Origin of the sequence: Neobacillus vireti, assembly GCF_001026695.1 — a bacterium.
Taxonomy (GTDB): domain Bacteria; phylum Bacillota; class Bacilli; order Bacillales; family Cytobacillaceae; genus Neobacillus; species Neobacillus vireti.
In genome coordinates this window covers 85,083-98,913 of sequence record NZ_LDNB01000005.1, presented here as the reverse complement: position 1 = coordinate 98,913, position 13,831 = coordinate 85,083, and the positions used below count along the sequence as shown (strand labels likewise).

The 13,831-nt window shown below is 36.8% G+C and carries 12 protein-coding genes and 1 pseudogene; 10 read left to right on the top strand and 3 right to left on the bottom strand.

Annotated elements, in window-relative coordinates; translation table 11 throughout:
• Positions 1-404 precede the first annotated feature (404 nt).
• A pseudogene (locus tag AA980_RS26165) lies at positions 405-575 on the top strand (peptidase G2 autoproteolytic cleavage domain-containing protein); the annotation flags it as partial.
• A gap of 27 nt (positions 576-602) precedes the next feature.
• A complete protein-coding gene (locus AA980_RS27150; protein ID WP_156351221.1) occupies positions 603-764 on the top strand; it encodes a hypothetical protein in 162 nt (53 codons plus the stop codon).
• Positions 765-844: 80 nt separating this feature from the next.
• Here the strand turns inward: AA980_RS27150 and AA980_RS06240 are convergent, their stop codons facing one another.
• Positions 845-2,086 (bottom strand): MFS transporter, encoded by a 1,242-nt coding sequence (locus tag AA980_RS06240; RefSeq protein WP_269083498.1) that lies wholly within the window; start codon positions 2,084-2,086, stop codon positions 845-847.
• A 220-nt stretch (positions 2,087-2,306) separates the two neighbouring features.
• The gene (locus AA980_RS06235) at positions 2,307-2,582 is read right to left on the bottom strand and encodes a hypothetical protein (RefSeq protein ID WP_024027760.1); all 276 of its coding nucleotides are present in this window, start codon (positions 2,580-2,582) and stop codon (positions 2,307-2,309) included.
• 369 nt (positions 2,583-2,951) lie between these two features.
• On the opposite strand from AA980_RS06235, the gene AA980_RS06230 reads away from it, so the two are divergent.
• The 7 genes from AA980_RS06230 (at position 2,952) to AA980_RS06200 (ending at position 11,345) form a co-directional block, all read left to right on the top strand.
• Entirely contained in the window at positions 2,952-4,562 is a 1,611-nt protein-coding gene (locus AA980_RS06230; protein ID WP_024027759.1) for a PucR family transcriptional regulator, read from the top strand.
• 137 nt (positions 4,563-4,699) lie between these two features.
• On the top strand, positions 4,700-5,746 hold the full coding sequence (locus tag AA980_RS06225) for a M29 family metallopeptidase (RefSeq protein WP_024027758.1): 1,047 nt from the start codon (positions 4,700-4,702) through the stop codon (positions 5,744-5,746).
• Positions 5,747-5,754: 8 nt separating this feature from the next.
• On the top strand, positions 5,755-6,390 hold the full coding sequence (locus AA980_RS06220) for a transporter substrate-binding domain-containing protein (protein ID WP_024027757.1): 636 nt from the start codon (positions 5,755-5,757) through the stop codon (positions 6,388-6,390).
• Between the two features lie 81 nt (positions 6,391-6,471).
• On the top strand, positions 6,472-7,827 hold the full coding sequence (locus AA980_RS06215; RefSeq protein WP_024027756.1) for a purine-cytosine permease family protein: 1,356 nt from the start codon (positions 6,472-6,474) through the stop codon (positions 7,825-7,827).
• Positions 7,828-8,580: 753 nt separating this feature from the next.
• Positions 8,581-9,594 carry a DnaD domain protein gene (locus tag AA980_RS06210; protein ID WP_024027755.1) on the top strand — a complete coding sequence of 338 codons (1,014 nt, stop codon included), beginning with the start codon at positions 8,581-8,583 and terminating at the stop codon, positions 9,592-9,594.
• A complete protein-coding gene (locus AA980_RS06205) occupies positions 9,591-10,847 on the top strand; it encodes a replicative DNA helicase (protein WP_024027754.1) in 1,257 nt (418 codons plus the stop codon). The genes AA980_RS06210 and AA980_RS06205 overlap by 4 nt, the downstream gene beginning before the upstream one ends.
• Positions 10,848-10,919: 72 nt before the next feature.
• On the top strand, positions 10,920-11,345 hold the full coding sequence (locus AA980_RS06200) for a hypothetical protein (RefSeq protein WP_024027753.1): 426 nt from the start codon (positions 10,920-10,922) through the stop codon (positions 11,343-11,345).
• Between the two features lie 151 nt (positions 11,346-11,496).
• On the opposite strand, the gene AA980_RS27470 is transcribed toward AA980_RS06200, so the two are convergent.
• Positions 11,497-11,670: a hypothetical protein gene (locus AA980_RS27470; protein ID WP_162837340.1), complete on the bottom strand. Its 174-nt coding sequence runs from the start codon at positions 11,668-11,670 to the stop codon at positions 11,497-11,499.
• Positions 11,671-13,036: 1,366 nt separating this feature from the next.
• On the opposite strand from AA980_RS27470, the gene AA980_RS06190 reads away from it, so the two are divergent.
• Complete coding sequence (locus AA980_RS06190; RefSeq protein WP_024027751.1) at positions 13,037-13,825, top strand: hypothetical protein; 789 nt, start codon at positions 13,037-13,039, stop codon at positions 13,823-13,825.
• Positions 13,826-13,831 lie beyond the last annotated feature (6 nt).

Below are 13,831 nucleotides of genomic sequence, written 5' to 3'. Positions count from 1 at the left end.
ATTCTTTTACAAGCATTAACTTAAACTTTTCACTATATTTTGCCATAAAAATACACCCCAAAGGTTAGATTTCACTCTAACTTTTGGGGTGCAGTACATAATCTGGAAGGTGCCTGGCACTTTTTCTTGGTCGAAGGATCACTGGGGCTGGAATTGAAGGAATGGAAGATTCTGCTGAAGGAATAATGGGGAATCTAAACCACTGCAGCTTTGATTTGCTTGGTATATGGTAGTGGTTTAGATTTTTCGAAAGGAGTGAAAAGCATCGATTTGAAAAAAACAGCTCCCATCTTCTATAGCTGGCGCTGATGCCCCCCATGCCGAAGGATTAGATACCTTCGCCTCAGGAATTGCCTCCCACGTAGAAGGAAGAGGCACACAAGCGGAAGGGGAGGGTGTGACCAGAATGGGTGGAGGTGGGTCTAATTGGACAAATTCTTGTACATGATGATGGTACTTGTAAAACCCATGGTTATTGTTGGGCAAATGATGAGGGTATCGCCACTACTTCAGATAAAGGCTATTTTGTATTGAAACGTACAGGAGAAAATCAAATTTTAATTCTAGTAAAATAGTTATTAGCATATTTGGAGGGGGAAAAGTTGAGTAAAGAAATTGAAAAAGAATGGCTCAGCAAGGCTGATCATAGAATAAAAAACGCCCAAAAAATTTTAGAAAATCGAAAAAGAAACAAAATTAAATCTTTAGAAAATAGATTAATCGCTCTTCAACAAAGGGTACCATTCGAATTAAAACAATCATAAAAATGTAAAAAAAGGATCAGTCCTTTGGTGAAATAATTTCCTTAACTCGCCGAGTGTCTGACCCTTTTTTCCGTGCTTCATTAAGCTGCTTTCGCTTCTCGCTGTGGTGTTTGCTTCGGCAAACATGCACTGACAATCGCTGCAAGCATCAATAGGATTGCAGCTGTGACTAATGAACTCGTATAGCTTCCGGCACGGTCAAAGAAAACTCCTGGAAGAAACGAGCCGATTGCTGACCCAAGCTGATGGCTCATGTAAAGGAAGCCAGTCACAACACCTAAGGAAGAACCGCGAAAATAGCCTGCAAGTAATTTTACGGTAGGCGCCACAACGGCAAAATCTACGATACCGAAGGAAATGGAAAAGACAAATAACAGCCAAGGATTTTCTATGAAAAAGCCTAACCATTTTGCACTTGTTAAAAAGATTACTAGAAAGACAATCGTCATTCCTCGAAAAAAATAAATCCAAGCGATCATTTTGCGATTATCAAATCTGTCTGCTAAGATTCCGGCAACAATCGTTCCACCAGTGTTAAATGCAGCCAGAAGGCTTACTGCCGTGCCCGTTACAGCAACAGAAAAGCCACAAGCCTGGGCGAAAGGTATTAAATGTGTATCCATAAGCCCGGTAGTAGTAAATCCACAAATAAAAAACGGAATAATCAGAAACCAGAAACCGCGATGGAAGAGGTATCCCTTTTTTAAAATAGGCTGTGTTTCTTTCGTTTCCATTGAATCCTGTTGCTGTTTTTCAGCGGTCCCTGCAGCTCCTAATGCTTTGATGCCCATTTCAGCAGGATCCGATTTTAAAAAGATTGCTAGAAGCGGAAAAACAATCAGAAGGAGAAAGCCACCTAAAAGTAAAACGGTAGATTTCCAGCCGAACGCATTAATTAAAAACAGCGAGCTCGAAACCATCACCATTTGTCCAGCACCAAAGCCTGCTTCTACTAAACCAAGGGCAAAGCCTTGTTTTTTATGAAACCATTTTGTTACAGCGATGGTGGCGGTCACCCCGGATGCCCCGCCAAACCCGAGCGAAGAAATCACTCCGTATAAAATCAGAAGCTGCCAAATGTTTTGGGAGAAATAGGTGAGAATGGTTGTCACGCCTAACAAAACAATGCTGTAAACAAAAATCCGCTTCACGCCGTGTTTGTCAATGAGCTTTCCAATCACAGGCTGTGAAAGCGCGAAGACAATGAAGCTGACAAATGAAATGGCGGAAACCATGCTCCTTGAAGCGGTAAATTCTTGCTCCCACGGCTCCATAAAAGCACCGAAACAATAACGCAGGCCTTGAGCGGCTAAAACTCCGATAAAACAGTAAAATAACCNAATAACCCAGCCATAATGTATTTTTTTTAACAACCCGAGCCCTTCTTTCCAAACCAAGTTATTCTTCTATTATAAGGAAAAGAGCGCTCTCACGGCAATTAAAATACTTTAATGCAGAAAAGGGGTAAAGGGGTTTAAAAATAGTGCCTGGCAACACCCGATAATTGATGAATTTAAATCGACAAATTCTCAGATCAAACCCTCAGTGCGCTAAAGCGTTAGCACATCGGGGGTCTGACCCTTTTTTCCGCAGTCCTTCAAACCTTTCCATGGCACGTTCATTCATATAACCGTGTGCTGTGATGACCGTTTTCTTGCTTTTTTTGGAAACTGATTTGTCGTCTTTGTCGGGAATGGATGAGTTAGATACAAACCGGATCCCTAATGGGGCAAGAAAAAATAAAGCTGGTGCTGCCAAAAGCGGTTTCCACAGGGACTTACCTGATTTACTTGATTCCCCCTTTTCCTCACTTAACATGAACTCCTCCTTTCCATTTGAAGTCATCGGTACATTATCATATGTAAGTCGACATAAAAATGGAAAACTCTAAAGTCCTATTTTATTCCTGTTTTTGAATAGGAGTGGGGGCAATTGGTTTAATGCAGCTATGACATAAAGGATAAAATTTCCTGAAAACCTCATGATAAGAGGAAATAGAAAAAAGGTGTGAGTATTAAATCAATAAAGACCTAAATTTCGAAAAAAAGCTAACCAAAAACATTATAATAGATATGAGAAGAACACTTAAATGTATTATATTGGCCATATCAATTTTAGATTAAAAACTAGCGATTTTATATGGATCAATAAGAATGAAACTAATAATTTACCATCTGGGGTGATTATATGAAAGTAAGGGATATATTTTCATTAAGTGGTCTCAAGTATGCGTCCATAAAAGCGGGTATTGATGGTCTGGACAATAAAATATCCTCAGTAACCGTTTTAGAAGTTGCTGAGACAAAAGAGCAAAGTTGGTTAATAGAAGGACAACTTTATGTAACTTCTCTTTATGCAATAATGAATAACAAGGAGAAGCAACTAGAAATTTTTGAATCACTTATAGAAGCTAAATCTGCAGGGGTAATTATTTGCCACTTAGAATTTTGGCTTAAGGATATTGACCCAAGAATCGAAGAACTATGTAACAAGATGAAATTTCCTTTGATTATTGCTAAAAGTGAGACAACATATATTGAGATTTTGAATCCAATTATTTTGAAGCTTATGGAAAATAAATCTGATGGATATTTAGATGCAAATCACATGCAGAATAAGTTAATTGAATATGTAGTCTCTAAAAAGGATGTTAATGTGATTTATAAAACAATGACAGATTTTTACGGTGGGGAAATATGGTTTTTAGATATTAACAATAAGCTTATTTATCCTAAATACAATACCGAGTTTAGTGAATTATCAAATTATTTATTCGAAAGAAGTAATGAGATACAAACTATAGATGATGAAAATAAGATTTTAACGATTAATGATAAAAAATACATATTAAAATTTGTCAGATCACGAGGTATGTTTTTTGGTACAATCCTTGCAGAATTTGAGGATAATAATTTACAGGACTCATATTCAATACTTGATATAATATCCAGAATCTATACATTAATATCTACCAAAAATAGCAGAGTATCAGAATTTGAAATGCAAAGGCAACAAGAGTATATTGGGGATCTCATAACATGGAATTTTAGATCTGATGAAGTTGCAATAAAGATGGGGATGGATATAAATTGGGATATACAAAAAATCAGTCAGATTATTGTCCTTAACATTAACAAATTCCAGGAAGATCCTAGGGGGAATCTGAGAGAATTAGAAAGATATATAGAAAATGTTCAGTACCAAAAAACAAACGACATGATTAAAAGAGAGAATAGGGATAATTTAGTTGGGTTAAGAAGTGATTTAATTATTGTACTAATTGCGAAACAAACAATAGAAATAAAAGACCGGATAAATAGAATATGTAACCAGCTGCTTGAATATTGGGATAATGATTTAGCGGGTGACATTTCTATTGGTGTAAGCAATGAATTTAATGATTTCAGGGATATTCCCAAAGCATATATAGAAGCCATAGATGCATTTAAATTTGGAAGAAGATATTTTGGTGAAAATGAATATACCCTATACAAGGACTTAGGTTGCTTTGGATTGATTAGAGAGTTCAGAGAGAATCAAAAATTGACTGCTTCTTTGGATAATATTTTTCAAAAACTTAAAGAATATGATGAGAAGAACAAACAAGATTTGTATAATACTTTGAGCCAACTTATTATTAATGATATGGACGTGGACAAAGTGGCTAACTCTATGTATATTCACAAAAATACTGTCCATTATAGAAAAAATAAAATTATTGATTTATTAGGTTTTGAACCTTGGAAAATGCCTTATTTACTAAATACATTGATAGTAATTGCACTTGAAAATAAGTAAGTATTTTAGATCTTGTGGTTAGCTGTTTGTGTTACAGCACAAATAGCTAACCTTTTTTTGTTTTTTAGAACATTCAAATAGTTCACTCAATTGTTGTAAAATTAGGCTAGATGAATAAAAAATAACGGAGGGAAATCATGGCACAATTTTTAGATATGGAACTTACAAAAAGCGCTTACAAACTAATGCACGATATGGTGAAGGTAAAACCTGGTGAAAGCGTGCTAGTAACTCTGGATTCAATTGGAGATTTCCGAGTAGCTGAGGAAATAGTAAAAATGGCTGATGCACTAGGTGCGAAGGCAATGCTTGCCTGGCATTCAACTCCAAAAGGTTATGGGGCACTTACCATGGAATACTTACCAGAGCCACTTAAAGAATGTGTGGACAAAACGGATGTATGGATAGAACTAAATGACCAATGGCTTTTATACTCTCCAATATGGGATAAAGCTGTTACTAATGGAAGAACCAGGCAAGTTATGCTTGGCGGATTAGGAATAGAAAGAATTGTAAGGAATATAGGTCTGGTCGATATGAAAGCACAAAATGAGTTTCAGACAAGACTTACTCAACTAACCAAAGAAGCATCAGAAGTAAGAATAACAAATAAAGCAGGTACCGACGTAACCTTTCAAAATGATCCAAACAGACCAATAAACAATGAGATCGATTATAGTACACCGGGAGCACATTTTCTTATTGGCCAGATAGGTTGGGCACCCATTGAAGGCAGTATAAATGGCAGAATAGCTTTTGATGGGGCGCTTAGTGGAGGTGGAGATCTCGAATTAGGTGTTCTAAGAGAGACGATCACTTACGTTGTAGAAAAAGGACGAATAGTTGAGTTTGAAGGTGGAGCGCTTGCAAAACGAGTTAAAGATTATTTCGCATCCTTAAATGACCCGAATATGTATATTGCAGCACATGTTTGTTATGGATGCAGCCCTAATGCTAAATTAGAGGGATGTACCACAGAGGATGAGCGAATTTGGGGAAGTACTGAATGGGGGTTTGGTCATCAAGGACCTAATTATTCAGGAGGAGCACCCAGAGTTGCAAAAAGCCATGTTGATGGAATATCATTGGCTTGCTCTGTGTGGTTGGACGGACAGTTAATACTGGATAATGGGATATTCATACATCCGGATCTTGCTAAACTAGCGAAAAAGTTAGGAAAGTAGGGGGTGTGATGAAGAAATATTTAGTAGGGGCTGATCCTTTTCCACCATATCAATTTTATAATGCGATGGGAGTTTTAGAAGGATCTGATTACAGCCATGTAGAAGAAATAATAAATAAAATGGGAGCTACTGCAGAGTTTATCTTGGATGATTGGAGTAGAATTGAAAAAAAGCTTATTGATAAAGAAATTGATATGGCATTTCAGGTTCAAAAGACTCAAGAAAGAGAAAAACTCTACTACTTTTCAAATGTCTTTAGGAATGCCGTAACCACGATCATCTCCCGTACAGATGAAGATATGAAGTTTGTTGAAGAAATTGATCTGTTTGATAAGAAGTTGGCTGTAATTAAAGGCTATAAATATGGAGAAGTGATAGATCTGCTGCCAGAAAGAATAAAAGTTTACTGTAATGATCAACAGGAACAGGTTGAGTTTGTAATGCAAAATAAAGCTGATTTTGCAGTAGTTGATCTTGGAGTCTTTGAATATCAGGCACTAAAGAGAAATTTTAAAGGAGTTAAGATATTAAGACATCTTGACTTCTCAAGACCACTTTACGTTGTATTCAATAACCCTTCTATTAGAGACGAATTTAATAGGTATCTAAGAAACAATTTGACAAGGGAAACGCGGGAGTTTTAAATACTTCAAAACTCTTAATCTAATTTATGAATTTACAATAAGTCTCTTAATCAAAAATACGAATCAAAAAGGGGTGTTTGTATGGCAAAAATGCAAGAAAATTTTGAGTCCCATGATGATCATTCCTTACGTCGTGTTCCTGATTCCGACAAAAGGTCAATGTGGCAGGTATTAGTGGTGAGACTTGGTTTTTTTGCCTGTGTATCCCAATTGATGCTGGGTGCAACATTAGGGTATGGAATGCCTTTTTGGGATGCATTTTGGGCGGTAATGTTTGGAAGTGTAATCTTGCAAATTATAGGCTTTGGAATTGGCTTCGCAGCTGCTAAGGAAGGTCTGTCAACCGCATTATTAACAAGATGGTCAGGGTTTGGGAATATAGGTTCATTACTAATCGGACTAGTTATAGCCATATCATTAACAGGATGGTTTGGTGTTCAGAATGGTGTATTTGCGTTAGGAATTTACGAAGCGACAAATATGTTTAATGTACAGATATGGTCAGTAATTACTGGGTTGGGTCTTACATTGCTAGTTGTCTTTGGATTTAAGGTTTTAAGTTATACGGCAAATATTGCATTGCCTTTATTTTTAGCTGCAGTTGGCATTGCTGCATACAAATTGCTTGCAACTGCTGATATTGGCAGTCTGCTGGCTTCTCCGGCACCTGGTACGGCACTTCCAATGGGGGTTGCGATCACAATGGTTACTGGTGGGTTTGTTGTTGGAGTTGTAACTACGCCAGATATTAGCCGTTATGTACGGACATGGAAAGATGTATTTTGGATGACCGCAATAAGTACTTTTGTAGGAGAGTTAAGTATATGCTTAATTGCGGTATTAATGGCGCATGTTGTTAAATCCCCAGATGTTGTCACAATTATGCTTTCTTTGTCAGGCTGGATTGGAGCTTCAATTGTACTGTTTTCTACTATTAAAACGAATGATCTTAACCTTTACTCATCTAGTCTCGGTTTAACAAATTCTATGAATATATTTTTCAAGAAAAATTTTAATCGTGTTACTATGACGATTGTAGTTGGTTTATTCGGTACTTTCATGTCAGTTGTAGGGATTCTTGACAAATTTATAGGTTTTCTTGTTTTACTTGGGGTAGTTATTCCACCAGTTGTAGGTATAGTTATTGTTGATTATTTTATTTTAAAGCGTAGTAGGGCTGTGCTGGATGAGAGTAGAAGAAATAATGAACTACCAAAGCAATGTGAGAGTTGGAATCCTATATCAATTGTTGCTTGGATAGCCGGTTTTGCTGTAGGTTACTTTGTTACAGATATTGGAGTTTCATCATTAAATTCATTAGTAGCATCTGGTGTGGTTTATTATATTTGCATGAAACTGTTTGGTTCAGCTATAACTATTAATAAAGTAGAAACTGGGATCTCTATTACAAAAGTAGATACAGGAATCAGTAAATAACTGTGATTAGATCGATCACTTGTATTAATGGCTCAAACGAATTACATAAGTGGCCCTTAATATTTTCACTAGTGTCCCAAAATTGTGGATTTCCTGTCTCTTTTTAATGGCATAATACTGGCTATCGTGTGCAAATGGAGGTAGAATTCGGAAAGGTACAGAATCGATGGTGATTGTGGTTCTTCCGGATGCTTCTGTAATAGAACCGCGCAAAAGAGTGAGTGCTACCATCAGTCATTTTTATATGGAACTTTTAGGACACCAGATGCGCGATTTGGCCGGTTACGAATTCGTAACCGGCTTTTTATTATACTTAATTTGCTAAGTAAACGAGAGCTGACAACACTTATCCAATATTGGTAAGTAAGTGAAATTACGAGAAGTTAACAAACTGCATGTCAGAGCGATTAAAAAATACATTTTTGAAAACGTCTTACTTCATTCAAAAAAGCCTATTAAATCACCCAAATTGCAAAAAACGCCTTCAAAAATGATTTTTGAAGGCGTTTTTTGACGTTTTCCTCTAAAAATGCCCTCCTAAAATGAAAAATGGAGATTCGCTTTACCCGGCCTTTCTCGCTATCGTAGAAGTACAGAGACGCGGGCTTTTTACATATTGCGCTCGCAAAGGAGAAGGGGAGGAATAGTGTCATAAAATATTCAGATTCAATTGAAAAATATATGACCATTTTCTTCATTTAACTATAAATAAGTAATGAAGAAATTTAATTAAAAGAAAGGCAGTGGTTAAAGATGGCAAAGTTTAGAATGGTACGTACTGATTTTTGGAAGAATCCAATTGTTTCAGAAGAGATGACCCCGGAGGATAAGTATTTTTACCTATATTTGCTTACAAATCCGCAAACTACGCAAATTGGAATCTACAAAATTACCAAAAAGCAAATGGCTTTTGATTTGGGTTATTCGATTGAGAGTGTTCATTCGTTAATGGAACGATTTATCTCGCATCACAAGTTGATCCGTTACAATCCGGAAACGAGAGAGCTGGCGATGAAAAATTGGGGGAAGCACAACCTTGATAGAGGCGGGAAACCAATGATGGATTGTATTTTTTCCGAATTAAGGGATGTCGAGGATCTCTCACTTATTCAATATGTTTCGGAAGCCATTCAAAAACAGGAAATTCGCAACCTCTTTGAATCGTTTTGTAAACAAGAAGAACTGATATTTGACAACGAAGTGAGTGGACAAGAAGAAAAAAATACATATCTAGAATCTGAAAGTGGAGAGCATGACGATACGTTGACGCATCGTGATACGAGAGGGGGGCAAAAAGAAGAAGAAAATGAAAAAGAAATAGAAAAAGAAAAACAACAACAAGAACAAAAAGCTTTCCATCCAAATTGTGAGTACAATCCAGAATTCGAGAATCCATTAAAGAGTAATCAAAATGATGTGAAAGAAATCATGGAGTTATGGGACAACAATGGATTTGGTTTTTCGAACGTGAATGCGAAACAGCAGCTGTTAGCTTGGTTGGATGATTCTCGTTTTTTACAGCCGAAAGATGTGATTTTAAAAGCGATGAATATTGCCTGTGCCAATAACAAGCGAAGGCTTAGCTATGTGGTTGGGATTCTTAAAAACTGGGAAAATGAATCGTTACTAACCGTAGGAGAGATTGATTCCTATCATGAGAACCAAAAGTCCGTTCCAAAGCATAGGCAAGCAACCGAATCGTTTAAAGCGGGAAGAGATATTCCAAGTGGCTTTGAATACGACCCTACGGCAGGTGAAGAGGATTGAGTATCGCGGAAAAAGCGTTTTTAGGAAGCTTGATGAAGGCGGAGTACTTACTCAAGGACACAGTGGTTCAACCTGAGCAACTGGAAAGCACTCGGCATAAAGAAGTCATGAGAAGAATGGTGGAGTTAACACGAGCTGGCAAGAATATCGATTTGATCACATTGTCAACCCTACCTGACCTCGAATCATTTGGGGGAATGTCTTACCTTGCTGAATTGTTATCGTTTGCGGATCCCGAGAAGTTTGACGGGATGGAGAAGCTCATTCTTGATTTGTGGAAGGAACGGGAAAAGAGAAATATCTTAACGAAAGCGGCATTGAATGATTGGGAGATTGCCAAAGTCATTGCTGAATTGGATAAAATAAACCAAATGAAGATGGATGATCACACGCCCTTACAACAGGCGTTGGTAGATATTTATGAGGCACCATGGGAAGATCTAATACTTCAGAAAAGCGCAACAACGGGCATCAAAGAGCTCGATAAAATGACGGGGGGCTTTCAGGGCGGAGAAGTGACGATTCTAGCGGCAAGACCATCGATGGGAAAAACCGACGTGATGCTTCATTTTGCCAAAATGTCAGGTTGGGCAGGATTTCTGCCACTTGTATTTTCCTTAGAAATGCCTGAAAAGCTGATTACCTCCCGATTAATGGCTTCCACAGGGGGATTTAACCGCACCAAAATGCGGGATCCGAAACGAATGCTAAATGAAAATCAAAAGAATAGATGGTCAGATGTGATTGGTGACCTCAGTGAAACCCATATGCAAATTTTTGATGGGGCTGGACAAACAATTGCCGAAATAAGAGCGAAAACGAGAAAGCTGATGAGTCAATTTCCATACAAGAAGCCGATTATTTTTATCGATTACTTAACACTGATTCGAACAGGCGAATTTTTCGGAGGTAATTCCCATTTACAAGTAACGGAAATATCGAGATCACTCAAAACGATGGCAAAGGATTTTGATTGCCCCGTCATTTGTTTGGCGCAGCTCAATCGATCGGTGGAATCCCGAGCCGATAAACGGCCAATGATGTCTGATATTCGGGAATCGGGCAGCGTTGAACAGGATGCCGACGTCATTTTGTTATTGTATCGTGAAGCCTATTATGACAAGGAATCTGATAACCATTCCCTTGAAATCATTGTCTCGAAAAACCGAAATGGTCCAGTAGGAAGCATCGCAGTGAATTATAACGAGCATACTGGGAGACTAGAGGATCAAAAGGAACAGAATCTTGCATAAGAATAACTTTCAATTGGCACTTTAAGGACGAAGCCGCAGCTAATAAAAAATCTAATATCGAGGTGTTTACACATGCTTGTGAGTGACGTTTATCGGGATAGTTTAATTTATGAAGAATCTGCATTGGCTCATTACATCTACTATCTATTAAAAGAAAAGATCATTTCATTAGATGACGATATATCCAAAATAGACTTAAATCAAGCCAATCACCAGAAAGTGAGGGAAATGATTCAAACAAATGTGCTAGGATTTCATAAAATTTGCGTCTTCTCATTGAAGATGGACCAGAATAATTTTGTTTTTATCTTTGCAGCAAGCGAACAAGAGGCAATCCAATTCTATAGCAAAACCTTTCAGCAAACCCCACTGAACTGTCACGAATATACGCTAGATTACCAGCTCTCTAGAGGAAATGATGTGATTTCGTTTCGGGATCTGAGGAAGGAATTCACTATTTTTCCAGCAATAGCTGGGTATTTTAAGTGGGAGAGATGACACTCCGCAGGCATAGATGCGGCGGCTCATGAAGGAGACATTAAAGGAGACCAAATATCCCAAAATAGATCAAAAATTTAGAAAAAAACTGACCCAATAGAGTCGTCATTCAACGATCTTTTGAGTCAGTTTTTTTTATGATTCATTTAGCTTATTGACCAGAATTGCTATCTTCTTCAGTTTGTGACCCATCATTTTGGGTGCTGTCGTCTGTTTCTTCTGTGTTGGGATCATCTGTTTTTGAAGCATTTGAACACGCAGTTGCAGCTCCGAGTAACATGAATGCGGACATCAAAGTAAATAACCATTTTTTGAAAGATTTCATTTTTATTCCTCCTTGAATGTTGCATTTTGTATTACAGTCTCATCATACAGGCTTACAAGGATAAAAGAAGTCAATTATCCATTTCTTAACACAACTTAAAGTTATCGAAATGTTCCTTTAATAGTTCATATTCAAAATTTACATATAATTCACGATAACTACTTCTTTTTACCTTTGACACGGTGCCGCTCCTATTTAATGGTTGTCATTTTCATTATTTGTAGTGCAGACGTTTTAACAAACGAAAGAGCAGTTACTTATTATTTTCCTTGAGTTTATTTTGCTCTTCCACTTTTATGAATTGAATATCATCACTTATTATCTTCTCATGCTGATTCTTCAATGTGAGTGCTGCCGCCTTCCCGTCACTGGGCGATCCATCCGAAAAATCCATAGGAAATAGCGAGAAAAATATCATATAAAATGAAATATAGACAAACTGATACTAAAAAACTGAATTATCTAGAATTCCTTGAGAAATGAGGGTATTTACCAGAAATATACCTGCCAGATTGAATAAAGACCCGCCAAGGAAAATTTTGGTGTTCGTAACACGGGTATCATGCCTTAACGATTTATACTCACAAGCTCCATTCCAAAAGTAGTATCTTCTTACTTCAATATTCCAAAAGGAAAATAGTCTTTTCCCGCTTCCGATTGTAATTTTTTTCTCTGATCCTCCGAAAAGTGTAACGAAAAAAATATGTCCGCTTAAATGGATAAGAGTAACAATAGGCAGGATCACGAAAAAAGAGATTAGAAATTTAATAATGTCAGCCAATCCAAACATGCTATCTCCCTAAAAAAGTAGAATAGGTCAACTCGTTCGAGTGTGTAAAGCTTCATAAATTATGTACCCTGTAGACAAAGAACATAACTGAAAAAAATGACAGTATAAGAGGAAAGCTTGATACATAGATATTTCTTATCCTTCAAGCCAGATGAAAGCCTCGGCCTGATGTATTAGCGGGACAAGTGGTAGCCTATGTAAAGACAAAAGGCTTTTAAAGTTTACTTTTTCGAAACCCTTAACTTTAGTTAAGATTTACTAACAGGATTGGGAAGAGGTAAATGGAATTTTTGTAGACTGCTATCTATAATTTTGAAATCATTGAAAATTAAAACTACTCTTTATTCGACCAGCTTTATAGCTGTTATTTTAATAAATTTTTAGAAGTAATGTTGAGAAGGAAGAAGGTTTCGGAGGATAAATCTGAAAACTAATGAATGCTGTTTTATAGATTATGGAATTTGACTAAGCATTTTGTTAAAAGGGTTACAACTATATTTGTAGAATTTTATATAAAGTGGATTTTATATAGTGCATGAATATTTTGGTTTTTAGATTTTTATAGGAGATGAATTTATGCTAAATAAGGTAGCGAATGCTTTAGAAATGCGGGGATTTCTTGTAAAGCCAATTGATAACTATATCTACTTTTCACTTGGGAATTCAAAAGAGGAATTAGCGAAATTAGAAGAATTGTTAGATTCGCTTAAATTAAATATAAAAATAGAAGGGAACAAAATTTTCATCAACGATGATTGTGTTGACCAGGACACACTAAATAAAATAATTTGGTATCATACTAGAAATCATGAAACAAATGGCGGCAACGGCTGGTATAGTTGGCGATATTTTATTAAAAGAAATCATGGACCGAAAATTAATACGTTTGTTTTGGAAACTGGAGTTGCCTTGTTGGTTAAAGCGATTAGTGCAGCCGGGATGGTTACAGATTGTAGCTGCGATGGACATGGACGAAGAGCGCCTATGATTTCATTTTGCGGTAAATATAATGCTGCTTGGTTCCATCTTCTTTATCAAAAGCATTTTAAACAAATTGCATTTCATTATGAGTGGTTCCTTAAAAATCCTGAAAGTAGAAGTATTCATTTAACTGCAAGAAGCAGCAATGGAAAATGGGATTTAAATTATGTATTAGAAGATACAATGCTGATGGCACGGTACTTTTTGCATGAGTCCCAAAAACTTAGCCGGATCAAAAAAGAGATCTTTAAGGGAAATTATAAAACGAAGCGAAAAATGGTGAAGGAAATGGATTTCGATGAACTATCAGGGTGGATGAAGAAAAAATATGAAGTATACCTGGATAAGGAGAGGGAAATAAATGGATTTCAGGAACTAGGCTGAATGGTC